We start from the raw sequence: 23343 nt of genomic DNA on the forward strand, positions 1-23343 counted from the left end.
CGCTCGAAGCCCCGAAACCGACGGCTCCGCTTCGGGAGACCGTTCGCTCGATCTCTGCTGCCACGGTGCCATGGGCATCGCCCGGCCTCCTCGATCCCGCCGGCCCAAGCGGCCTTATTCCGCCGCTTCCGCCCGCTCGAGCGCCAGCATCGCCTCCGCCGCGATGGCGAAGGAGCGCACCCGCGCCCGGTGATCGTGGATCTGCCCGGTCAGGATCATCTCGTCCGGCTGGTAGCGCGCGATCATCCGCGCCAGCCCTTCCCGCACCGCGCCGGGCGCGCCGACCACGGACAGGCGCAGCGCCTCGTCCACGCCATGCCGCACGGCCGGATCGATCACCGCGTCGATGTCGTCCACCGGCCGGGGCAGGGGGCCGGGATGGCCCGTGCGCAGATTGGCGAAGGCCTGCTGCATGGAGCTTTGCAGCCGCCGCGCCTCGGCGTCGGTCTCGGCCGCGAAGACATTGGCCGCCAGCATGAAATAGGGCTTCTCCAGAACCTCCGAGGGCCGGAAGGTCTGGCGATAGACCTCGATCGCATCCTCCAGCGCCGCCGGCGCGAAATGCGAGGCGAAGGCGTAGGGCAGGCCGAGATGGGCGGCGAGCTGCGCGCCGTAGAGGCTGGAGCCGAGAATCCAGACCGGGACCTCGGTCCCGACGCCCGGAACCGCGCGCAGGCGCTGGTTCGGCCCGGCCTCCGCGAAATAGCTCATCAGCTCGACGACGTCCTGCGGGAAGTTGTCGGAGCTTTCCAGATTCCGGCGCAGCGCGCGGGCCGTCAGCATGTCCGTGCCCGGCGCGCGCCCGAGGCCGAGATCGATCCGGTTCGGGTAGAGCGTCGCGAGCGTTCCGAACTGCTCGGCGATGACGAGCGGCGCGTGGTTCGGCAGCATGATGCCGCCCGCGCCGACGCGGATGGTCTTCGTGCCGGCCGCGACATGGCCGATGACGACCGCCGTCGCGGCCGAGGCGATGCCGGTCATGTTGTGGTGCTCGGCCAGCCAGAAGCGGTTGTAGCCGAGCCGTTCGGCCTCGCGCGCGAGATCGAGCGAATTGGCGAGAGCGTCGGCCGCCGTGCCGCCTTCGGGAATGGGCGACAGGTCGAGAACGGAATAGGGGATCATCGTTCGGCTTTCCTGTGTTCGTGGCCTCCATCTGGTTGCCTGAACACGCAATTGTAAGAGCGGCGAAGCGTATCGTGGTCAGGCCCGTGTTGTTCCGGCCCAGCCCATGGGGTTGATTGGGGGACGGTGCAACGGGCGGGAGGCCCCGCGCGCCCCTGACGGCCAACGGATCGGGAGGGTCTTTTGCCGCAATCCATTCTCTTCATTCTGGCGCTGCTGCCGATCGCGGTGGTGCTCGTGCTTCTCGTGGTGATGCGCCGTTCGGCGAAATTCGCCATGCTCGTCGCCTATGCGACGGCGGTGGTCCTGGCGCTCGCCGTCTGGGGGCAGAGCATCGCCACGGTCGCGGGGGCGACCGTCAACGGGCTCGTTACCGCGCTGACGCTTCTCTTCATCATCTTCGGCGCGATCCTGCTCCTGCAGACCGTGCAGGAAAGCGGCGCCATCCGCGCCATCCGCAACGGCTTCACCGAGCTGTCGCCCGACCGGCGCATCCAGGCGCTGATCGTCGCCTGGCTCTTCGGCTCCATGATCGAGGGCGCGTCGGGCTTCGGCACGCCGGCGGCGGTCGCCGCGCCCCTTCTCGTCGCCATCGGCTTCCCAGCCATGGCCGCCATTCTCGTCACGCTCATCATCCAGTCGACGCCCGTGTCCTTCGGCGCGGTGGGAACGCCGATGCTGGTGGGCGTCGGCACGGGCCTCGCCAACAGCGATGTCGTTACCCAGAGCATCGCGCCGACGACCCTGCCGGAATACGTGGTCCAGCTCGCCGTCAACGTCGCGATGGTCCATGCCCTCGTCGGCTTCGTCATCCCGCTCATCATGGTCGGCATGCTGACGCGCTTCTTCGGGGCGCAGCGCTCGTTCCGCGAGGGCTTCGCCGTCTGGCCCTTCGCGCTCTTCTGCGGCTTGGCCTTCACCATCCCCTATTTCCTCGTGGCGCTGCTTCTCGGCCCGGAATTCCCCTCGCTTCTCGGCGGCCTGATCGGGCTTGCGATCGTGGTGCCCGCCGCCCGGCGCGGCTTCCTGATGCCCAGGACGCGCTTCGACTTTCCCAAGCGCGCCGGCTGGAACGAGAACTGGTTCGGGCGGATGCAGCCGGCGACGGCCGCCGCCACCACCACGGCCGGCGAGCGAGCCGAGGGGAACGGCATCTCGCTCCTTCGCGCCTGGTCGCCCTATCTCGTGGTGGCCCTGCTTCTGGTCGCCACCCGCACGGTCGCGCCCTTGAAGGCGGCGCTGACCTCGCCCGAGGCGACGCTCGCCTTCCAAGACCTCTTCGGCTCGGGCATCAATGCCAGCGCCCAGCTTCTCTACTCGCCGGGCACGATCCTGATCCTCGCCTCGCTCCTGTCCTTCCTGATCTTCCGCATGTCGGGCAGCGCCTATGGGCGGGCGTGGCGCAACTCGGCGGCGACCATGGTCGCGGCGGCGCCCGCGCTCCTGATCGCGGTGCCCATGGTGCAGGTCTTCATCAACACCGGGCGCGGGTCGCTCGAATCCATGCCCCTCGTGCTGGCCGAAACGGTGGCGGGCGTGACGGGCGGGTTCTGGCCGCTCTTCTCGCCGCTGATCGGCGCGCTCGGGGCTTTCGTGGCCGGCTCGAACACCGTGTCCAACATGATGTTCTCGCTGTTCCAGTTCTCGGCCGCCGAGCAGATCGGGCTGACGGGCCTCGGCACCATCCTCGTCGTCACGCTCCAGGCGGTGGGCGGGGCCGCCGGCAACATGATCTGCGTCCACAATGTCGTGGCGGCCTCGGCCGTGGTCGGCCTCACCGACCGCGAGGGCGACGTGATCCGCATGACGCTGATCCCGATGGCCTACTACACGCTGCAGGCGGGCCTGATCGGCATGGCGCTGATCTCGGGCGGCATCTGGTGGGCGCTGGCGGGCGTGTGGCTCGCGGTCGTGCTGACGGCCATGCTGTTCAACCGCGGGCGCGCCATGCCGGGCGCGGTCGCCACGGCCTGAACGCAGCGGATCCAAGAAAAAAGGGGCCGGCGGATCGCTCCGCCGGCCCTTTTTCATTCACTGTTCGTGGCTCAGAGGCCGTTGCGCTTGGCGAGCGTGCGCAGGCGCAGGGCGTTGAGCTTGATGAAGCCGGCGGCGTCCTTCTGGTCGTAGGCGCCCTGGTCGTCCTCGAAGGTGACGAGCTTGTCGGAATAGAGGGACTTCGGCGAGGTGCGGCCGGTGACCATGACGTTGCCCTTGTAGAGCTTCAGCGTCACTTCGCCCTCGACATGCTCCTGGCTCTTGTCGATCAGGGCCTGCAGCATCTCGCGCTCCGGCGAGAACCAGAAGCCGTAATAGATGAGCTCCGCATAGCGGGGCATCAGATCGTCCTTCAGATGCGCCGCGCCGCGATCCAGCGTGATGCTCTCGATCGCGCGGTGCGCGGCCAGAAGGATCGTGCCGCCCGGCGTCTCGTAGACGCCGCGCGACTTCATGCCGACGAAGCGGTTCTCGACGAGGTCGAGACGGCCGATGCCGTTGTCACGGCCGAGATCGTTGAGCTTGGCGAGAAGCGAGGCGGGCGACAGGCGCTCCCCGTTGATCGACACCGCGTCGCCGCGCTCGAAACCGACGGTGATCGTGGTCGCCTTGTCGGGCGCCGCTTCAGGCGAGATCGTGCGCATGTGGACGTATTCGGGCGCCTCGACGCTCGGGTCCTCCAGCACCTTTCCTTCCGAGGAGGAGTGCAGGAGGTTGGCGTCCACCGAGAAGGGGGCCTCGCCCTTCTTGTCCTTGGCGACCGGGATCTGATGCTTCTCGGCGAAGTCGAGCAAGTCGGTGCGCGACTTGAAGCTCCAGTCGCGCCAGGGGGCGATGATCTTGATGTCCGGGTTCAAGGCGTAGGCCGAGAGCTCGAAGCGGACCTGATCGTTGCCCTTGCCGGTGGCGCCGTGGGCGATCGCGTCGGCGCCGGTGCGCTTGGCGATCTCGATGAGATGCTTGGAGATCAGCGGGCGCGCGATCGAGGTGCCGAGCAGATAGACGCCCTCGTAGACGGCGTTGGCGCGGAACATCGGGAACACGAAGTCGCGCACGAACTCCTCGCGCACGTCCTCGATGAAGATTTCCTTGATGCCGAGCATCTCGGCCTTGCGGCGCGCGGGCTCGAGTTCCTCGCCCTGGCCGAGATCGGCGGTGAAGGTGACGACCTCCGCGCCGAGCTCCGTCTGGAGCCACTTCAGGATGATCGAGGTGTCGAGGCCGCCGGAATAGGCGAGAACCACCTTCTTGACGTCGCGCGGAAGAGCCATGCTTGCGAAAATCCCCGGAAAAGATGCTGTCCCCTGGGGCTTAGCTCAGGCTGCGGCGTGAAGAAAGACCATGCGCGCCCGACGAAGCGCGGGAGGGGCCGCGCGTGGCCCGGAGACGCGCGTCCCGGAGGGCCCCAAGCCATTGCCCGTCCACCGCGCCGTCGATCCGCACGGCGTAGCGGGTGAGGGGATAGCGCAGCGCGAAGATGACGATTGCGACCACCAGCCAGGAGACGACGACGTCCGACAGGAAATGGCTGCCGAAGGCGATGCGGTTGACCGAGAAGACGGTGGCGGGAAGCGCGAGGGCGAGCGCGCAAAGGGCGCGCCAGCCGCGCGGCGCCAGAAGCGCCAGCGCCAGCATGGCCATGGCCGAAGCCGCTTCGCCCGAGGAGAAGGAGCAATTGCTGCGGCAGGCGTCCGACAGCTCCCAGGGAAGCGTGAAGACCTTGTCGCCGCCGAAGGCGAGGATGTGCTCCGGCCGCGCCCGACCGATCGTGTTCTTGAGGAGATGCACGATGCCGAGACACGCGACCGCATAGACGGCGAGAACATGGAGAATGCGATGGGGCGCGGGCAGGAAGCGCCGCGCGCCGAGCGTGCCACGCGCGAGAAGCAGAAGGAGAAGCGTCACCGCGATCCAGCCCGGCAGCGCGCGGTTGAGATCGCGAATGGCGAGAAGCGTTTCGTTCCCTGCCAGCGGAAAGCCCTCGCCCGGCACCGCGAAGAAGCCGGAGGTGGCGAGGTCGAGATGCGGAAACAGAATGAAGAGGCCGCTTGCCAGCACGAGAAGCAGGAACAGGCAAATCTCGGGCGTCTGGCGCCAGAGGGCGAGAAGCCGCGATCCGAGGGAATCCGCCAGCGCGCCGCGCGCCGGGCGCCGAACGCGATCGAAATCCGACAGGCCGGTGCAGATCATCCCTCACTCCCCACGCGTTCCATGCAGCGACCAGAGTTCCCTAAGGGAATTCAAAGTCTATTCCCTATATCGCCGCGATGTGTGGAGCGTTTTTGAGCGTTAAACGAAACTAATATGACATTTTGTTCGTAAATAATACTTATGTTGCTACTCCGGGGGGCTAAGGGCAAAACCTCCGGTCGGCTGCCCGCGTGGGCTTTGCCTTGGTCCGGGTTCGGCGAGGCTGTGCAGGTGGAGCCCCGGCGCGCTGTCGCTCTGTGAACGAGGCGGGAGGAAAATGATTTGCCTTCCGCCCGGCCACGCGGCACACCCGGACGCGCTTTCGACGGGGTGTTGCCCATGACCTTCCTGCCCGATCTGCCGGCCTTTCTGGCCTTCACCCTGGCCGCCGTGATCCTGACGATCACGCCGGGGCCGGACATGACGCTGTTTCTCGGGCGCACCCTGGCGCAGGGGCGGCGCGCGGGCTTTGCGGCCTATTTCGGCGCCTGCACGGGCTCGCTGATCCACACGACGCTCGCCGCGCTCGGCTTGTCGGCGCTGGTGGCCGCCTCGCCTGAAGCCTTTCTGGCGCTCAAGATCGTCGGCGCGGCCTATCTCGTCTGGCTCGCCTATGGCGCGATCCGCAACGGCTCGTCCTTCTCGGTGGACCGGGAGCGCACACCGCCCCAGCCCTTCCGCGCGAACTGGCTGAAGGGCGTCGCGATCAATCTCCTGAACCCCAAGATCGTCCTGTTCTTCGTGACCTTCCTGCCGCAATTCGTGGCGGCGGGCGATCCGCACGCGACCGGCAAGTTCTTCTTTCTCGGCGTCTATTTCCTCGTCGTGGCGACGCCGATCTCGGTGGCCATGATCCTGGCCGCCGACCGCATCGCCATGACCCTGAAGCGCAAGCCCGGGGTCATGCGCGCCATCGACTATGTCTTCGCCTCGGTCTTCTCGGCCTTCGCGGTGCATATCCTTCTCGCCCGCGCCTGAAGCCCGGGCCCGAACTCAGGCATAGGCATAGGGCCCACCGCGCTCCAGCGCGCGGCCATAGGCGGGGCGGGCGTGGATGCGCTCGAGGAAGGCGACGAGGTTCAGCCGGCCGCCGAAGCCGATGCGCGAGCCCGCCGCTTCGAGCGGAAAGCTCATCATGATGTCGGCGAGGGTCGGCTCGGCCGTGCCGGCGAACCAGCCCGTCTCCGCCAGCGCCCCGTCCCAATAGTCGAGAAGCTCGGTGATGCGCGGCTTCAGGAGATGCGCGTCGACGCCGCGCATCAGGGCCTTGGCGACGGGGCGGATCAGGAGCGGCGCTTCCTTCGGGATGCGGCGGAACACCAGCGTCATGAAGAGCGGCGGCATGGCCGTGCCCTCGGCATGATGCAGGAAATGCTGCATCCGCCACCAGTCGGGCGAATTCGGCTCGGGCTGGAAGCGCCCCTTGCCATAGGTTTCAGCCAAATAGGCGACGATCGCGCCGGTTTCGGCCAGCGTCAGCGCGCCGTCCTCGATCACCGGCGACTTGCCGAGCGGGTGAACGCGCTTCAGCTCGGGCGGGGCGGCGAGCGAGGGACGGCGCTCGTAGCGCTTCACCTCGTAGGGCAGGCCGAGCTCTTCCAGAAGCCAGAGCACGCGCTGCGAGCGGGAGTTTTCCAGGTGATGGAGAAGGATCATGCGCGTCTCGCTCCCATGCGGCCGGCGCCCTGACGACGCGCCCCGAGGCAGCCAGACCTAGAGCATTTCCAGCGAAAGCCGAGTCGGCTTTCGTGCCCGGACAATGCGAGAAACAAGGACCCAGAGCATGTCCGGCTGCAAAGCCGAGTGGGCGTCGCCCTTTCGACGTGGCGCGGCATCGGCTGTTCGCGCCGAAGGGGCCGGCGGGCGCGAGGCTCGTGGCGCGGAAGGGGGTTGCGCGGCGATGCGATCCGGCCGAATTCTCGTCCCATGAACGAGCCGCTTTCCTTCGACCTGCGCCCCGCGACGGGCGACGACCGCGAGGCGGTCAACGTGGTCTGGCACGCCAGCGCCAGCCTGCCTTCGGTCGGCCTGCCGGCCATGCCGAGCCGGGCGGCGCTGCGCGCGCGGCTGGAGCAGGAATGGGTGTCGGGCTGGCAGGTGACGGTCGCCGTGCGCGGCGAGACGATCCTCGGCTTTGCGGCGCTGAAGCCGGCGGAGGCCGTGCTCGACCAGCTCTTCGTGCATCCGGACGCGCTCGGCCAGGGCGTCGGCTCGGCGCTTCTCGATCACGCCAAGCGGGCGATGCCGGACGGCTTCACGCTGCGCACGCTCTTGGCCAACGAAAAGGCGCGCGCCTTCTACGAGGCGTCCGGCCTGACGCTGCTGCGCCACGACGTGCATCCCGGCATGAACGTGCCCTCCACCTATTATGGCTGGACGCGCGAGGGCTGAGGCTTGAGGGGTCGGCTCGGGAGCTCTCGCCCGGACGACCCGAGCGCGTTAAAGCTTTCAGTCGAGCCCGGCGGCCTGACGCAGGGCGGCGTTGATGCGGTCCTGCCAGCCGGGCCCGTCTTCCTGGAATTTCTCGAGCACGTCGGCGTCGAGGCGCAGCGTCACGCTTTCCTTCACGCCCGGCACGCGCGGCGCTTCCGCCACGCGGGCGGCGGGCTTGGTGGTCGCGGATTTGAACGCCGCCTCGGCGGCATCGCGCGGGTTCATCGGGCGTCGGGCCATGGGTCAGTCCTTTGCCTGCGGCGGGGCCGGGATGGGGGCCGGCGGCGGGGCCGGATGGGGCGAAGCGGGAGGGGGAGCGGGGCGGGCGCGCCCGGCGCGGTGCCCGGCGACGATCCAGTAGGTCAAGGCGAAGGCGAGGCCCGCCACGATCGTCGCGGTCTGCACGCGCATGTCGGGCGAGACCGCGCCGGCATGGGCGGCGAGCGCGCCGCCCACCAGCCCGAGCACGAGATAGATCAGGATGGAGCGCAGCCGCAGCGCTTCGCTGAGCACGAGAAAGATCAGGAAGGGCACGAGCGCGGTCACGCCGACCTGCGCGGCCTGCGCCGTGAAGAGGATCATGAGATCGAGGACCTCGGCCGGATCGGCGAGCGCTGCGGGCGAAAGGTCCACGAAGGGCCACAGGAGCGCCACCGCCCCCGCGCAGCAGGCGAGAATGAACCCGATCGGGATCAGGAACAGGAGGCGCAGAACGGTGCTCACACCGCGACAGCCGCCTCCAGCGCCAGACGGTCGCCGCGCTTCATGCGCTCGGACTCGGACTTCAGCTGCCCGCAGGCGGCGAAGATGTCGCGCCCGCGCGGCGTGCGGATGGGCGAGGCGTAGCCGGCCTGGTTCACGAGATCGGCGAAACGCTCGATCTGTTCCCAGTCCGAGCACTCGTAAGGCGAGCCCGGCCAGGGGTTGAAGGGGATCAGGTTGATCTTGGCCGGAATGCCCTTCAGAAGCCGCACCAGCTCGCGCGCGTCGGCCAGGCTGTCGTTGACGCCCTTCAGCATCACGTATTCGAAGGTGATGCGCCGTGCGTTGGACAGGCCCGGATAGGCGCGGCAGGCGTCCATCAGCTCCTTGATCGGGTATTTCTTGTTGATCGGCACGAGCACGTCGCGCAGCTCGTCCGTCACGGCATGAAGCGAGATGGCGAGCATGACGCCCATCTCGTCGCCGGTCTTCGGGATCATCGGCACGACGCCGGAAGTGGAGAGCGTGATGCGGCGCTTCGAGAGGGCGAGCCCGTCGCCATCCGACACGACGGCCAGAGCCGACTTCACGTTGTCGTAGTTATAGAGCGGCTCGCCCATGCCCATCATCACGACATTGGACACGAGGCGCCCTTCGGAGGGCACGATCGCGCCCTGCGGGGTCGAGGCGTCCGGGAAGTCGCCGAGGCGCTCGCGCGCCGTCAGAACCTGCCCGACGATCTCGGAAGGCTCCAGATTGCGCACGAGGCGCTGCGTGCCCGTGTGGCAGAAGGTGCAGGTGAGCGTGCAGCCGACCTGGGAGGAGACGCAGAGCGTGCCGCGCCCTTCCTCGGGAATATAGACGGTCTCGATCTCGACCGGGCGCCCGGCGCCGCGCGAGGGAAAGCGGAACAGCCACTTGCGCGTGCCGTCGACCGAAATCTGCTCCTCGACGATCTCGGGCCGGCGGATTTCGAACCGATCGTCCAGCGCCGCGCGCAGGTCCTTGGAGACATTGGCCATCTGGCCGAAGTCCGACACGCCGCGCACGTAAAGCCAGTGCCAGAGCTGCTGAACGCGCATCTTGGCTTGTTTGGCGGGAATGCCGGCTTCGATGAGCGCGGCGCCCATCTCCTCGCGCGACAGGCCGAGAAGCGAGCGCTTGGCTGCGGTCGCGTCCGGCGCGGCGGGGCGCGGGCGGATGGTGGCGTCGGAAAGGTCGATCGTCGCGCTCATTTAAGCAAACCCCGTCGCGCGGCGTGTGAAACGCCCCGCCTGGTTCCTGAATGGTCATTCTGGCTTCGGATCGACTTCAAATGAGCCCAAACGGGGAAAATCGCAACCCCTTCGCTCCCGCCCCGCCGGTCTCGAACGCAAAATGCCGGCCTTTCGGCCGGCATGCGGGTCTCTCCAGGCGCTCTCAGCCGTTGTGTCGGCTCACTTGCACTTGGTGATGGAGTTCAGCGCCGCCGTCACGCCGGCGAGCGAATAGGTGTAGTGGGTGGCCGTGCCGCGCTGCGAGGTGGCGTCCACCTTCATGGCCTTGCCGTTCTTGAGGGCGGCGACGAGCTGGGGCTCCTCGGAGGCGTTCTCCATCCAGGCGCTTTCGCCGCGCGTGAACATGTTGAACTTCTTGCCGTCCACATCGACCACGACCTTGGACCCGTCGCGCAAGGGGTAGCCCATCACGACCTGCGGCTCGTAGGTCGGCTTGGCGCCGGGCTTCTGCGAGACGAGGAAGAAGATGTCGCCGTGATCGACGCTCGCCGGCTGCATGCTCTTGGGCGTCGAAAGGACGTAGCAGACCTTTCCGCCGCTCGCGTCGTAGGAATAGCTGCCCCAGTCGTTGAACTGGCTCATGCGCGTCGGCGTCTGAGCGGCGCTCGCCACGCTCGTCAGCAGGAGCATTGCCGCTGCAGCCGTCAGTACATGTTTCATGGAGATCCTCTCCTGTCGCAAACCCGATCGCCGCGCGCTCCGATCCCGTCGAAACCGCACGCATTCAACGAGCGGCATGGTGAACGAAAGCCCTTTCCACAGGGTAAACGAACTGCAAACCTTGGGGCCTGGGCCCTCGAAAACCGGGTTTGGGAACGCGTCGTTCGAGCCTTGTCGCCGCTCTCGGCGCACCCGAAGGGGCACGCTTGGCCCCCGTGGAAGCGGGAAAATGGGGCAGGAGTGTGTTGCCGAGGCGTCGAAACGCGGTCCGCTCCCGACAGGGGCGGGCGAGCGGCGGGGCGGCGGATTTCAACCGCCGTTCAACAAGCCGCTATCCCCCGCCGGGCGGGCTCTCACGCCTCGCGCGCGCCCTGCGGCGCCACGTCCGTTTCGGGTTTCAGGACCTCGCGGGCCTTGTCGTAATGCTCGGGGCGGATGTTGTTGCGCACCGCCGTGAAGGCCGCGAGCAGCACCGCCATGTCGTCGGTGAAGCCGAGGCCCACGACGAAATCGGGAATCGCGTCCACCGGCAGCACGAAATAGGCGAGCGCGGCGAGAAGAATGCCGCGCGAGGCGGCCGGCGTCTTGGAATCCAGCGCGCAATAATAGGAGGCGACGACATCCTCCGAGAAGGGAATGTGCCGCATGGCGCGCTTCATGGTGGAGAAGAAGCCGCGACGCACCTTCTCCTCCTGCCGGCGCTGCTCGCTTTCCGTGCCCGGCGGCAGGATTTCGCCCTCCAGGCCGCGCGCGGCGGGCGACAGCGGCCGCGAATCGCTCGTCTGGCTGGACAGTCCGGAACTCTCGTCGTGCTCTGCGCTCATGCCCGGTCTCCGTTGGGAACCGGCCCGATATGGGGTCGGCTCCATCCGTTCGAAAGCGGGCGGACCGCTCCTCGCGAAGAAGCGGCCGCTCGCCGGTTTCGACAAGACGCTTTCAGCGGAAGGCCGGTTCCAGAACAGCGCCGCCGCGCATCGCCTCGCGCCCGCCCGCCGCCTTCAGCGGGAAGGCCTCTTCGAGGACATAGGGACCGCCGCCGACCGAATCGCGCGAGGAATAGAGAACGAAGCGGCCGACCGTGAAGGGCGCGGTGCGAAAATCGCCCCGGCCGGCCAGATAGCGCGCGACGTCCTCGTCCTTCGGGTTGCGCAGCCGCGCCAGGGTGACATGCGGCGTGAAGCGGCGCGGGTCGGCGGCAAGGCCGATGCGCCGGGCCACCTTGTCGATCTCGGCATGGAGATGGTCGAGCGACTGGGAGGGCTCCACCCCGGCATAGATCGAATGCGGCTTCTTGGAGCCGAAGGCGCCCATGCCCCGCAGCGCCAGCGAAAAGCCGGGGGACTGCACCCGGTCGAGCCCGGCCACGAGTTCGTCCGCCGTGCGCGCGTCGACATCGCCGAAGAAGCGCAGCGTCAGATGATAGTTCTCCGCGTCGATCCAGCGGGCCGACGGCAGGCCGCCGCGCAGGAAGGACAGGCTGAGGGCGGCGTCACGCGGGATCTCGAGGGCGGTGAAAAGTCGCGGCATGTGAGATCCTTCCCGCTGGGAGGCCGTCCGTGCCGAGCCGTTTTACGGCAATCCGCGCGCCGACGGCCGAGTGCCTAACATGCTTATGATGTTCATCACGCGACGCTGACTTCAAGGTGACGCATGGGAGCCATGCGCATCCCTCGATTGCTGTTGCTGCGCTGCACACCTAATCCGTAAGCACGTCGACGCAATCGGCCGAACCCCTCGGCCCGCCCTTCGCCCCGATCGCCCATGCCCCTCGCTTCCTTTTCCGACCGCTCCGCCCTGCCGGGTGGAAGCGTCCATATTCGCCGCCTGCGTCGTTCGGACCGGGCGGATTTCCTGGCGCATCTCCTGCGCCTCGACCCGGAAACCCGCCGCCTGCGCTTCGGCTCGGTGGTCAACGACGCCTTTCTGCGCCGCTATGCCGAAGGCGCGCTGCGGCCGGATGGCGTGGTGAAGGGCCTGTTCGCGGGCGAAACGCTGCGCGGCGTCGCCGAGCTTTGCGCGCTCGCCTCCGGCCAGCCGGAAGCCGCCTTCAGCCTGGAGCGCCCCTGGCAGGGGCAGGGCCTGGGAACGCGGCTCTTCGCCAGCCTTCTCGATGCGGCGCGCAATGTGGGGGCCGAGCATTTCGTGATTCACTGCCTGCGCGATAATGTCGCGATCCAGAAGATCGCCCGCCGCTATGACGCCGAGCTGCGCTTCGAGGATGGCGACGTGGTCGCCGAACTGCGCCGTCCGGGCGGCGACTTCGCCTCGCGAGCGCGCGAAGCGGCCGAAGAGCGCTTCGCGCGCTCGCGCAGCGCCGCCGACCGCGCGCTGTACCGCCTCGCGGCGGAGGTCGGCATCGACCTGCGCCTGCGCCGCGCCAACGACTGAGGCCTGCGTCAGGCCTTGGGCGCGGCCAGCGTCTCTCGCACCAGCGGTAGCATCCGCTCCACGATCACGGCGACGCCGTCCTTGTTGGGATGCATGTAGTCGGCCTGGTTGAGGCCGGCGACGGAGGCGACGCCGTCCAGAAAGAACGGGTAGAAGGCGACGCCGTATTGTTTCGCGAGCTCGCCATAGATCGGATTGAAGCGCGCCGCGTAATCCTCGCCCATATTGGGCGGGGCGAGCATCCCTGCGAGGATCACCCTGGTTCCGGCCCGGCTCGTCAGCCGCTTCAGGATGTCGTCGAGATTGCGCCGGGTGACGTCGGGCGAAATGCCGCGCAGCGCGTCGTTGGCGCCGAGCTCCACGATCACGAGATCGGCGCTCGCCGGCACCGACCAGTCGAGGCGCGCGAGCCCGCCCGTCGTCGTGTCGCCGGACACGCCCGCATTCACCACCTTCGCCGCAATGCCGGCCTTGCCAAGCGCCGCCTGCAATTGCTCGGGGAAGGATTCGCCGGGGCCGACGCCGTAGCCCGCCGACAGGCTGTCGCCGAAGGCGACGATTTCGGGCGTCCCCGCCGAAGCGGCCTCCTGCGCTTTCGCCGGCACTTGCGCGGCGAGAAGCCCGAGACCGATCGTCACGAAGCCGAGAAGCTGTTGGAACCGACCCATCTGCCATCCATATCTTGAGCGAACTGCGAAATTGGGGCGACTGCGTTCGGCCGGGCCGCCGTCCGGCTCGCTCAGTCGCCATATAGGAAGGCAAGGCGCGTGACAGAACCGGCGATCCGATTACGAAAGGTTCATCTCACGCTCGGCCAGGGCCGGGGCGCGGTCCACGTCCTGAAAGGCATCGATCTCGAGGTGGCGCGGGGCGAGAGCGTCGGCATCGTCGGCCCGTCGGGCTCGGGCAAGTCGACGCTTCTCATGGTTCTGGCGGGGCTCGAACGCGCCGACAAGGGTGAGGTCGAGATATCGGGCCAGTCGCTCCAGGGCCTCAGCGAGGACCGTCTCGCCGCCTTTCGTGGGCGCCATATCGGCATCGTCTTCCAGTCCTTCCATCTCATTCCCAACATGACGGCGCTCGAAAACGTCGCCGTGCCCCTGGAACTCGCGGGCCATCCCAAGGCCTTCGAGCGGGCGGAGGCGGAGCTTCGGGCGGTCGGCCTCGGCGCGCGCGTCACGCATTATCCCGGCGAATTGTCGGGCGGCGAGCAGCAGCGCGTGGCGCTCGCGAGGGCGCTGGCCCCCGAGCCCGCCCTCCTCATCGCCGACGAGCCGACCGGCAATCTCGACGCCGACACCGGTGCGCAGATCGCCGACCTTCTCTTTTCCGAGCAGAAGCGCCGCGCGATGACCATGGTTCTCGTCACCCACGACAAGACCCTCGCCGCGCGCTGCGGGCGCGAGGTGGCGGTGCGCTCGGGCGAGATCGAACGCGGCGGCGCTCCGGTGCGGCCGGCGGTGGCGGTGGCGGAGGCCGCGCGATGAGCGGTGCCGGATCGGCCGGCCCGGCTTCCTCCCGCCCGGCGGGTTCTGCGCGCCTCGCCTGGCGCTTCGCCTTGCGCGAAATGCGCGGCGGCGTGCGCGGCTTCGTGATCTTTCTTCTGTGCCTGACGCTCGGCGTCGCCTCGATCGCCGCGGTCAATTCGGTGTCGGAGATGATGACCACGGGCATCGAGCGGGAAGGGCGCACGATTCTGGGCGCCGACATGCGTTTCGGCCTCAACGGGCGCGAGGCGAGCGAAGCGGAGACGCGCTTCCTCGCCGGCTTCGGCGCGGTCGCCCAGAGCGCCAATCTGCGCTCCATGGCGCGCCTGCCCGATGGCACCGACCAGACCCTTTCCGAGGTCAAGGCGGTGGACGGGCTCTATCCGCTCTACGGCACGGTGGAAACCGCGCCGGCCGCGCCGCTCGCCGACCTTCTCGCCGCGCGCGACGGACGCTTCGGGGCGGTCGCCGCGCCGGAATTCTTCGACCGCCTGGGGCTCCAGCCCGGCGCCATCGTGCGGCTCGGCGGCATCGAGCTGGAACTGCGCGCCCGCCTGACCCGCGAGCCCGACGTCCTGTCGGACGGGTTCGTCTTCGCCCCGCGCCTCATGGTGTCGCAGGAGGCGCTGCGCGCCAGCGGCCTGATCCAGCCGGGCTCGCTCATCGAATACGACTACAAGCTGCGCTTTGCCGATCCGGCGACCGACCCCGCCACGGTCGAGGCGGAAGCCAAGAGCGCCTTTCCGCAGGCCGGCTGGAGCATCCGCGACGCGCGCGAGGCCGCGCCCGCGCTCCAGCGCAGCATCAACCGCTTCTCGCAGTTCCTGACGCTGGTCGGCCTCACCGCCCTGATCGTCGGCGGCGTCGGCATCGCCAATGCCGTCTCGGCCTATCTCGACGGCAAGCGCACGGTGATCGCGACCTTCAAGAGCCTGGGCGCGGGCGGCGGCTTCGTGGTCTGGATCTACCTGATCCAGATCGGGCTTCTCGCGACGCTCGGCATCGCGGCGGGCCTCGTGATCGGCGCGCTCGCGCCCTTCGCGGCGGCGGGCTTTCTGGAAGCCTTCATTCCGGTCGCGACGCATCCGTCCGTCTATCCCGGCGCGCTGCTTCTCGCCACGGCCTTCGGCTATCTCACGGCCTTCGCCTTCGCGGTCCTGCCGCTCGGCCGCACGCGGGACGTCGCGGCCACCGCCCTGTTCCGCTCCAACGAGGGGCCGGGCGCGCTGCGCACGCGGCTCGGCTATGCGCTGGCCGCCGGGGCGCTCGCGCTCGGCATCGCGGGCCTCGCCTTCCTGATGGCGAGCGACAAGCGCGTCGCCGGCGTGTTCCTGGTCGCTACGGCCGTCGCCTTCGTGGTGCTGCGCCTCGTTTCGGTCGCGATCCGCGCGCTCGCCGCGCGCCTGCCGCGCGTGCGCTCGACCCCGTTGCGCCTGGCCATCGGCAATATCCACCGGCCGGGCGCGCTGACCCATTCGGTGGTTCTCTCGCTCGGCCTCGGCCTGACGCTTCTCGTCACGCTCGCCACGATCGACACGGCGCTGCGCCGCGAGATCGGCACGACCATCGCGGCGCGGGCGCCGAACTTATTCTTCGTGGACGTCCAGTCGGCCGAGATCGACCCGTTCCGCCAGCGCGTCGCCGAACTCGCGCCGGGCTCGTCGCTCGAAGCCGTGCCCATGCTGCGCGGGCGCATCGTGAAGCTGAACGGCACCGATGTCGCTCAGCTCCAGGTGCCGCCCGAAGGTGCCTGGGTGCTGCGCGGCGACCGGGGCGTGACCTATTCCGCCACGCCCCCCGAAAACACCACGATCACGCAAGGGGAGTGGTGGGCGGCCGATGATTCGGGCGAGCCGCTCGTCTCCTTCGCGGCCAAGGAGGGCGGCGAGCTCGGCCTGAAGATCGGCGACACGATCACCGTCAACGTGCTCGGTCGCGAGATCACGGCGCGCATCGCCAATTTCCGCGCGGTGGAATGGGAGTCCATGTCGATCAACTTCGTCATGGTCTTCTCGCCCAGCACGTTTGCCGGCGCGCCCCATGCCTGGCTCGCGACGCTTGACATGCCCGACAGCACGAGCGAGGCCGAACGCGCCGTCCTGCGCGGCATCTCCAACAGCTTCCCGGCCGTGACGACGGTTCGCGTCAAGGACGCCCTGGACGCCGTCAACGCGCTGGTGGCGCAGCTCGCGCTCGCCATCCGCGCCGCCGCCGCCGTGGCGCTCGTGGCCTCCGTGCTCGTCCTGTCCGGCGCGCTCGCTGCCGGCAACCGGACGCGCGTCCACGACGCGGTGGTGCTGAAGACGCTGGGGGCGACGCGGCAGACGCTGATCCGCGCCTATGTCACCGAATACATGACGCTCGGCGCGGCGACCGCCCTCTTCGCCGTCGGCGCCGGGGCGCTGGCGGCGTGGTACGTTCTCGCCCGCGTCATGCAGCTGCCTTACGCCTTCGACACCGGCGTCGCCCTGACGGTTCTCTGCGTGTCGCTGGTGCTGACCGTGGGCTTCGGGCTTGCCGGAACATGGCGCGTTCTCGGCCAGAAGGCGGCGCCCGTCCTGCGCGAGTTGTGAGGACGGGGCCGGGAAAGCCCGGTTCGATGACCGAAATTTAATGGCCGCGGGACTGCCCATCGGGGGCTTCCGGGTGTTTCCTCCCTTGTGAGAAGCCCCGTTGCTTCGCATATTTGCAGGAAAAGGGTCTGGCCGGGCGTCCCGCCGGTCGGCCCGGCCGGTCTCGGCCGACCCGGACGGGACACCGAAAAGGAGACTGTCCATGGCTGACAAGTGGAACAGCGGCGCGCGCAGCGTCCCCCTGTCACGGGGCCGGGCCGACGTCGCCATCGATCAGGGCCTGCGGAGCTACATGCTCCGGGTCTACAACCTCATGGCCATCGGCCTCGCGCTGACGGGCGTCGCCGCCTACGGCCTCTTCTCGCTCGCCACCACGAGCGATCCCTCGCTCGCGGTCGGCACGGTCAACGGCGTGATGCTGACCCAGCTCGGCGCCACCGTGTTCACCTCGCCGCTGCGCTGGGTGCTGATGTTCGCGCCGCTCGCCCTTGTGATGTTCCTGTCCTTCCGGGTCGACCGGATGAGCACGCAGGCCGCGCAGGCGACCTTCTGGGCCTATGCCGCCCTGGTGGGCTTCTCGCTGTCGACGATCTTCCTCGTCTACACGCAGGAATCGATCGTGCAGGTCTTCTTCGTGACGGCCGCCTCATTCGGCGCCCTGTCGCTCTTCGGCTACACGACGAAGCGTGACCTCTCGGCCATGGGCTCGTTCCTGATCATGGGCCTCTTCGGCCTGATCATCGCGATGCTCGTGAACCTCTTCCTCGCCTCCTCGGCGCTCAGCTTCGCCATCTCGGCGATCGGCGTGCTGCTCTTCGCGGGCCTCACCGCCTGGGACACGCAGCGCATCAAGGAACTGTACTGGGAAGGCGACGACGCGCTGGTCGCGGGCCGCAAGGCCATCATGGGCGCGCTGACCCTTTATCTCGACTTCATCAACCTCTTCATGTTCATGCTCCGCTTCCTTGGCACCAGCCGCAACTAAGGTGGCATGACACCGAGACGGACCTTAGGAGGGCGGCTTTCGAGCCGCCCTTTTTCGTGTCCGCGATCCGGTTCGATCCGGGCGCCGGATGGGGCAAACGACGCATTGAGCCGGCGGGCGGGCGCGCCTATGGTCGCGCCGTTTCGACAATCCGCAAGGCATCCTTCCCATGAGCGCGTTCACCCTTCGCGAAGCCACGCTGGCCGACATCCCGGCGATCTGCCGCATCTACGAACATGCGGTGCTCCACGGCACGGCCACCTACGAGCTGACGCCGCCGGACGAAACGGAGATGACCTCGCGCTTTCTCGGCCTGACGCGGCAGGACTATCCCTATCTCGTCGCCTGCAACGGCGAAGGGCGCGTCGTCGCCTATGCCTATGCCGGCCCGTTCCGGGCGCGGCCGGCCTATCGCTGGTCGGTGGAGGATTCGATCTATCTGGAGCCGGAGGCGCAGGGCCAGGGCATCGGCACGGCGATCCTCGGCCGGCTGATCGAGCTGTGCGAGGAAAAGGGCTTCCGCCAGATGATCGCGGTGATCGGCGGCGCCGACAATCACGGCTCCGTCAAGCTGCACCAGAAGCTCGGCTTCCGCTCGATCGGCCTGTTCGAGGGGTCGGGCTTCAAGTTCGGCCGCTGGATCGACACGGTGCTGATGCAATATTCGATGAACGGCGGCAAGGAGACGCTGCCCGACGAAAGCCGCTATCCCGGCACCTTGAGCTGATCGCGCCCGGCGCGGGGCAGGGGGGGCGCGGGGCAGGGGGGCGCAGGGCAGGGAGGGCTCTGGCTCAAGCCGCCGACTTCTCCTGCGCCTGCCCGCCGATGGGCCCGGCGAGGGGCCCCCCGACGGTCCGCGCCGGCTGGCCGAGGAGATAGCCCTGTACGGCGTCGCAGCCGACCTCGCGCAGCAGGGTCAGTTGCGACGGCGTTTCGATCCCTTCCGCGAGCGTCGGGATGTGCAGGGCCCGGCCGAGCTGCACGATCGCGGTGAGCACCGCGAGGGAGTTCGGGTCGGTTTCGGCGCGCGACACGAAGGAGCGGTCGATCTTGATGCGATCCAGCGGGAAGTCGCGCAGATGCGCCAGCGACGAGAAGCCGGTGCCGAAATCGTCCATGGCGACGCGCAGACCCATCGCCCGCAGGGAGGAAAGCATATGGGCGATGATCGGCCCGTCCTCCACCATCGCGGTTTCCGTCAGCTCGACCTCGAGACGGTTCGGCGCAAGGCCGCTGGCGGCCAGCGCGTTCGTGACATGCGCCATCAGAAGCGGCGAGCGAAGCTGAACCGGCGACACGTTGACGGAAATCTGGAGGCCGCCTGCCCAGCTCGCCGCCTCGCGGCAGGCTTCGCGCAGGATCCATTCGCCGATCGCGACGATCTGTCCGGTTTCCTCGGCCAGCGGGATGAAGCGGCCCGGCGAAATCGAGCCGAGGACCGGGTGATCCCAGCGGATCAGCGCCTCGTAGCCGATCACCAGGTTGGTCTTCAGGCTGACGAGCGGCTGATACACGAGATGGAACTCGCCGCGCGAGAGAGCCCCGCGCATGTCCCGTTCCAGGCAGTTTCGCTCGTTGACAGCTTCCATCATGCCGGCCCGGTATCGCACCGCCAGCCCGCGCCCCTGACGCTTGGCCTCGTAGAGCGCGATGTCGGTCTGCTGCATGAAAAGCTCGGCGCTGTTCGCCTCGTGCATCCCGCAAATGCCGATCGAGCAGCCGATCGACAGGATGATGTCGTTGACCAGGAAGGGAATGCCGAGGGTCGAGACGATGCCGTCCGCCGTGTTCATCGCCTCGTCCGCATCGGCCCGAAGAAGCACGGCGAGCTCGTCGCCACCGATGCGAGCGACGAAATCGTCCTCGCACAGAACGGCCCGCAGCCGCCCGGCGACCTGAACCAGAAGCTGGTCGCCGACCGCATGACCGAACGTGTCGTTCACCGGCTTGAACCGATCGAGATCGATCAGGAGAAGATGGCAGGAATTGTCGTCCGGCCGGGCCGCTTCCATCCGCATCGTCAGCCCGCGCCGGTTGGCAAGGCCGGTCAGCGGATCGTGGAAGGCCATGTGCGAGATCTGCTGCTGGGCCCGGCGGTTGCTGGTCACGTCGTCGAAGGTCATCACCGTGCCGCCGCCCTGGACGGGCCGGCTTTCGACCTCCAGAATCCGCCCGTCCTGCATGACGTGTTCGCTTTTGGCGGGCGCGTTCGAGCGGATGCGCTGCGTGATGCGCTCCCGGATCTGATCCTGCTGGACGGGGGACCAGGCGTTGACCGCGCTGACCTTGGCGAGAAAGGCGCGCGCGGGCATGCCGACCTGGAGATCGGCCTCCTTCAGCCCGAACTGTTCCAGAAATCGCGAGTTGAACAGGCTGATGCGCTGCTGGCCGTCGATGAAGACGAGCCCGTTCGACATGTTGTGAAGGGCGGTCGAGAGAATCTGCGTGTGGGCCTGTTCCTGCGCCTCGAACCGACGCGCGGCCAGAAGCGCTAGGATCGCGCCGATGAAGAGCACCGCCGCGCCCGTGCCCGTGAAGATGCTCAGCATCACGTTGGCGCTGCGCGCGCCCAGCGAGACGGCGTCGGGGATCACCGACACGCCGGCGATCGAGATGAAGTGGACGCCGCACACGCCGAGCGTCACGATGACGCTGACGATGGAAGGGCCGCGCAGCCGCTCGGGCAGCCCGCGCGCGGCCGCCATCGCCAGCGCGCCGACAGAGCAGGCCAGCACGACGGCGGGCATGGCGATGATCTGACGGCACCCCTCGATCGCCGCCATGCCGGCGAAATGCATGGCGCCGATCCCGACGCCGCTGGCCGCGCCGAGCGCGACGCGCGAGGGAAGCGTCGTGCGCGAGGCGGACAAGGCCAGGGGCAGTCCGACCGCCAGAACCGAAGTGAGCGCCGAAAAACTCGTGCGCAGCCCGTCATAGGTCAGGAGGAGATCGGCGCGGTAGCCGAGCATCGCGATGAAATGCGTCGTCCAGACGCCGAGCCCGGCGACGAGCGCCGCCCCGATCTGCCATCGCCGCCGCGTCGCGCCCTGGCTTTCCTCCGCCGCGCGCAGAAGCACGGCGAGAAGCCAGCCGGCGACCACGCAGATCGCGAAGGCGATTGCGACGAAGCCGAACGAATGCTGTGAGGCGATTCTTGTTAGCGCGACCATAACGGGTGATCTACGCGCCCAATCCTGTCCGACTCCTCAAGGTATTCGGTTAGGACTTCGTTAAATCACCCTTTCGCGATCTTCTGTCGCACCTTGTGCCGCACTCCCCCTCAGGTCTGCGCGAGCTTCAGCGATTTGTCGAAGACCTTGAGCACCTGGGAAAGGTCCTGCCCGCGCTTCATGACGAGACCGCCGGCCGCATGAACGCTGAAGGCGCCCTGGCGCTTTGCGAGCTTGGGATTCTTCTCGATGCGGAAGAGCGGCATTTCCGACGACCGGCGGAAGATCGAGAAGACCGCCCGATCCTTCAACGTGTCGATCGCGTAGTCGCGCCATTCTCCGGCCGCCACCATGCGTCCGTAGATGCGCAGGATTTCGCCGAGTTCGTGACGGTCGAAGCTGACGATCGGCAGGGCGTTGGCGCTGCGCACCTCGGCCAGATTGATCAGCGCGGCGGAGTGTTCGGTGGCAGGTTCGGTCAATCCTATCCCTCCAAGGCCCGAAGCCCGCGAGCGGGCGGTGCTTCATCATCCTGTCACGGAAATGGGACCGGACGAAGAGCCTTGCAACCGAGCGCGATGCGCGAGCGCTCCGGGCGCCCCGTTGGCAGGATGATGCGACGGTGCGCAATCGCAAGGTTTCGGCGGCGCATTCCACCATCCGGAAAGCATCGGTCGAAGCTTTTCCCGCCGATGGCAAGTCCGCTCCATCCGTCCGCCGCGCGCGCGGCTGTCTGCGGAAGGAACGCTGGAATGGTTCCATGTATAAAGATTTGTTGATCTCGATGTGAGCCCTGGTGAGGTGAACTGTCACATGGGTGGTAACGGGCCGGGGTAGCCGATGCGCTGTCGAAACACATGAGGTCATCCCCATGACGCTTCCCGCCATCTTTCGCATCGTTCTCGTCGCCTCCACCGCCCTGACCGTGCCCGCGCTGGCGCAGGACACGAAAGCCAAGAACGTGATCCTCCTGATCACGGACGGAGCGGGGATCGAGACCTGGCGCGCCGCCAGCTACTACCGTCACGGCGCGCTCGGCCACGAAGTCTACGACGCCTTCGACGCCAAGCTCTTCATGTCGACCCATCCGCTGAACATTTCGAACACGCCCACCCGGAGCGAGGACGGCAAGGTCGCGTTCGAGGCCGCCAAGCTCTGGGACAAGGCACCGTCCAGCGCGACCTTCGAAGGCAAGCTCGGCGCTTATCCCGGCGTCTTCGCGGGCTACGACTACACCCGCGCCGACTATACCGACAGCGCGGCGGCCGCGACGGCGCTCGCCACCGGCGTGAAGACCTACAACAACGCCATCAACTGGTCGAACGACGACGCCCGGCTCAAGCATATCGGCGAACATGTCGTCGAGAGCGGCCGCTCGCTCGGCGTCGTCACCACGGTCCAGTGGACCCATGCCACGCCCGCCGGCTTCCTCGCCCATAATGCGAGCCGCAACGAATATGCCGCGATGGGCAAGGAGATCGTCGATTCGGGCCTCGCCAGCGTCGTCATGGGCGCCGGCCATCCCGGCTTCGACAAGAACGGCGCCGCCACGGAGCCCAAGGACGAGAAGGCCTATCGCTTCGTCGGCGGCAAGGAGACCTGGGACAAGCTCGTCGCCGGGGAGACGCCCTACAAGCTGATCGAAACCAAGGATGATTTCGAGGCGCTCGCCAAGGGGACGCTGGAACTCGGCGCCAAGACCAAGCTCCTCGGAACGGTGCAGAACAATGCCACGACGCAGTTCAACCGCGAGGGCGTCGCCGGCGGCGACAAGCTGGCCAACCAGCCGAGCCTCGCCACGATGACGAAGGGCAGCCTTAACCTTCTGTCCAAGGACGAGGACGGCTTCTTCCTGATGGTGGAAGGCGGCGCGGTGGACTGGGCGGCCCATGCCAACAACCTGCCCCGCATCATCGAGGAGCAGATCGACTTCAATCAGGCCGTCGAGACGGCGGTGAAGTGGGTCGAGGATCATTCGTCCTGGGACGAGACGCTGGTGATCGTCACCAGCGATCACGGCAACGGCCTGCTCCAGGGCCCGGACAGCAACCGGGAGGCCTATGCGCCGATCGTCAACCAGGGCGCGGGCGCGCTTCCGCTGGTGCGCTGGCACAGCGACACGCACACGCGCGAACTCGTTCCGCTCTACGCCAAGGGCGCCGGCTCGGCCCATTTCCTGACCGTCGCCCAGCCGGACGAAGGTCTTGCGGCCTATGGCGTGCCCGCCGCGCAGCGCGTCTATGTCGACAACACCGACGTGTTCCGCGCCTCGATGAAGGCGCTGGGTCTCGAAGGCGAGAAGGCGGCGTCGATCGCCAACTGATCCGCTGCGGATTTCGAACGAGGGGCGGGGCGGGCGAC

At 68.0% G+C, this 23343-nt stretch carries 23 protein-coding genes; 10 read left to right on the top strand and 13 right to left on the bottom strand.

The genetic code is table 11. The features are described from left to right. Positions 1 to 114: 114 nt before the first annotated feature. Positions 115 to 1122: an LLM class flavin-dependent oxidoreductase gene (locus B146_RS0102445; protein ID WP_019994824.1), complete on the bottom strand. Its 1008-nt coding sequence runs from the start codon at positions 1120 to 1122 to the stop codon at positions 115 to 117. A gap of 183 nt (positions 1123 to 1305) precedes the next feature. On the opposite strand from B146_RS0102445, the gene B146_RS0102450 reads away from it, so the two are divergent. After that, positions 1306 to 3096 (top strand): L-lactate permease, encoded by a 1791-nt coding sequence (locus tag B146_RS0102450; protein ID WP_019994825.1) that lies wholly within the window; start codon positions 1306 to 1308, stop codon positions 3094 to 3096. Positions 3097 to 3167: 71 nt separating this feature from the next. Here B146_RS0102450 and B146_RS0102455 read toward each other — a convergent pair whose 3' ends face one another. Continuing rightward, a complete protein-coding gene (locus tag B146_RS0102455) occupies positions 3168 to 4388 on the bottom strand; it encodes an argininosuccinate synthase (RefSeq protein ID WP_019994826.1) in 1221 nt (406 codons plus the stop codon). 40 nt (positions 4389 to 4428) lie between these two features. Further along, positions 4429 to 5307 (bottom strand): phosphatase PAP2 family protein, encoded by an 879-nt coding sequence (locus tag B146_RS24775; protein ID WP_019994827.1) that lies wholly within the window; start codon positions 5305 to 5307, stop codon positions 4429 to 4431. 339 nt (positions 5308 to 5646) lie between these two features. Here B146_RS24775 and B146_RS0102465 point away from each other — a divergent pair, with 339 nt between their 5' ends. Continuing rightward, positions 5647 to 6285 (top strand): LysE family translocator, encoded by a 639-nt coding sequence (locus B146_RS0102465; protein WP_019994828.1) that lies wholly within the window; start codon positions 5647 to 5649, stop codon positions 6283 to 6285. 15 nt (positions 6286 to 6300) lie between these two features. Here the strand turns inward: B146_RS0102465 and B146_RS0102470 are convergent, their stop codons facing one another. Then, on the bottom strand, positions 6301 to 6963 hold the full coding sequence (locus tag B146_RS0102470) for a glutathione S-transferase family protein (RefSeq protein ID WP_019994829.1): 663 nt from the start codon (positions 6961 to 6963) through the stop codon (positions 6301 to 6303). A 270-nt stretch (positions 6964 to 7233) separates the two neighbouring features. On the opposite strand from B146_RS0102470, the gene B146_RS27515 reads away from it, so the two are divergent. Then, on the top strand, positions 7234 to 7698 hold the full coding sequence (locus B146_RS27515; RefSeq protein WP_155897317.1) for a GNAT family N-acetyltransferase: 465 nt from the start codon (positions 7234 to 7236) through the stop codon (positions 7696 to 7698). A gap of 57 nt (positions 7699 to 7755) precedes the next feature. Here B146_RS27515 and B146_RS0102485 read toward each other — a convergent pair whose 3' ends face one another. The 6 genes from B146_RS0102485 to thpR all read right to left on the bottom strand — a co-directional run bounded on the left by B146_RS0102485 (position 7756) and on the right by thpR (position 11906). Further along, entirely contained in the window at positions 7756 to 7980 is a 225-nt protein-coding gene (locus tag B146_RS0102485; protein WP_026358263.1) for a BrnA antitoxin family protein, read from the bottom strand. Positions 7981 to 7983: 3 nt separating this feature from the next. Continuing rightward, on the bottom strand, positions 7984 to 8463 hold the full coding sequence (locus B146_RS24785; protein WP_019994832.1) for a hypothetical protein: 480 nt from the start codon (positions 8461 to 8463) through the stop codon (positions 7984 to 7986). Next, on the bottom strand, positions 8460 to 9677 hold the full coding sequence (gene rlmN, locus B146_RS0102495) for a 23S rRNA (adenine(2503)-C(2))-methyltransferase RlmN (protein WP_019994833.1): 1218 nt from the start codon (positions 9675 to 9677) through the stop codon (positions 8460 to 8462). Before rlmN ends, B146_RS24785 begins: the two co-directional genes overlap by 4 nt. A 201-nt stretch (positions 9678 to 9878) precedes the next feature. Further along, on the bottom strand, positions 9879 to 10385 hold the full coding sequence (locus tag B146_RS0102500) for an invasion associated locus B family protein (protein ID WP_026358264.1): 507 nt from the start codon (positions 10383 to 10385) through the stop codon (positions 9879 to 9881). 347 nt (positions 10386 to 10732) lie between these two features. Then, positions 10733 to 11203, bottom strand: coding sequence for a YkvA family protein (locus B146_RS24790; protein WP_019994835.1), 471 nt, complete (start codon positions 11201 to 11203; stop codon positions 10733 to 10735). Positions 11204 to 11315: 112 nt separating this feature from the next. Beyond that, a complete protein-coding gene (gene thpR / locus B146_RS0102510) occupies positions 11316 to 11906 on the bottom strand; it encodes an RNA 2',3'-cyclic phosphodiesterase (protein WP_019994836.1) in 591 nt (196 codons plus the stop codon). 234 nt (positions 11907 to 12140) lie between these two features. Here thpR and B146_RS24795 point away from each other — a divergent pair, with 234 nt between their 5' ends. Continuing rightward, entirely contained in the window at positions 12141 to 12767 is a 627-nt protein-coding gene (locus B146_RS24795) for a GNAT family N-acetyltransferase (RefSeq protein ID WP_019994837.1), read from the top strand. Positions 12768 to 12775: 8 nt separating this feature from the next. Here B146_RS24795 and B146_RS0102520 read toward each other — a convergent pair whose 3' ends face one another. Further along, the gene (locus tag B146_RS0102520; RefSeq protein ID WP_019994838.1) at positions 12776 to 13435 is read right to left on the bottom strand and encodes an arylesterase; all 660 of its coding nucleotides are present in this window, start codon (positions 13433 to 13435) and stop codon (positions 12776 to 12778) included. A gap of 99 nt (positions 13436 to 13534) precedes the next feature. Between B146_RS0102520 and B146_RS0102525 the strand changes: the two genes are divergently transcribed. The 4 genes from B146_RS0102525 to B146_RS0102540 all read left to right on the top strand — a co-directional run bounded on the left by B146_RS0102525 (position 13535) and on the right by B146_RS0102540 (position 18539). Then, positions 13535 to 14254 carry an ABC transporter ATP-binding protein gene (locus B146_RS0102525; protein WP_019994839.1) on the top strand — a complete coding sequence of 240 codons (720 nt, stop codon included), beginning with the start codon at positions 13535 to 13537 and terminating at the stop codon, positions 14252 to 14254. Continuing rightward, positions 14251 to 16827: an ABC transporter permease gene (locus tag B146_RS0102530; RefSeq protein WP_019994840.1), complete on the top strand. Its 2577-nt coding sequence runs from the start codon at positions 14251 to 14253 to the stop codon at positions 16825 to 16827. The genes B146_RS0102525 and B146_RS0102530 overlap by 4 nt, the downstream gene beginning before the upstream one ends. A gap of 202 nt (positions 16828 to 17029) precedes the next feature. Continuing rightward, entirely contained in the window at positions 17030 to 17812 is a 783-nt protein-coding gene (locus tag B146_RS0102535; protein ID WP_019994841.1) for a Bax inhibitor-1/YccA family protein, read from the top strand. 169 nt (positions 17813 to 17981) lie between these two features. Beyond that, entirely contained in the window at positions 17982 to 18539 is a 558-nt protein-coding gene (locus B146_RS0102540) for a GNAT family N-acetyltransferase (protein ID WP_019994842.1), read from the top strand. 64 nt (positions 18540 to 18603) lie between these two features. Here B146_RS0102540 and B146_RS0102545 read toward each other — a convergent pair whose 3' ends face one another. After that, entirely contained in the window at positions 18604 to 20982 is a 2379-nt protein-coding gene (locus B146_RS0102545; RefSeq protein ID WP_019994843.1) for a bifunctional diguanylate cyclase/phosphodiesterase, read from the bottom strand. A 110-nt stretch (positions 20983 to 21092) separates the two neighbouring features. Beyond that, complete coding sequence (locus B146_RS0102550) at positions 21093 to 21431, bottom strand: DUF2794 domain-containing protein (RefSeq protein WP_244498132.1); 339 nt, start codon at positions 21429 to 21431, stop codon at positions 21093 to 21095. A 173-nt stretch (positions 21432 to 21604) separates the two neighbouring features. Between B146_RS0102550 and B146_RS28855 the strand changes: the two genes are divergently transcribed. Both B146_RS28855 and B146_RS0102555 read left to right on the top strand, forming a co-directional pair. Next, positions 21605 to 21772 (top strand): hypothetical protein, encoded by a 168-nt coding sequence (locus B146_RS28855; protein ID WP_155897318.1) that lies wholly within the window; start codon positions 21605 to 21607, stop codon positions 21770 to 21772. Between the two features lie 81 nt (positions 21773 to 21853). After that, positions 21854 to 23305 carry an alkaline phosphatase gene (locus B146_RS0102555; protein WP_019994845.1) on the top strand — a complete coding sequence of 484 codons (1452 nt, stop codon included), beginning with the start codon at positions 21854 to 21856 and terminating at the stop codon, positions 23303 to 23305. Positions 23306 to 23343: the final 38 nt, after the last annotated feature.

The organism is Aureimonas ureilytica DSM 18598 = NBRC 106430, assembly GCF_000382705.1.
GTDB classification, from domain to species: domain Bacteria; phylum Pseudomonadota; class Alphaproteobacteria; order Rhizobiales; family Rhizobiaceae; genus Aureimonas; species Aureimonas ureilytica.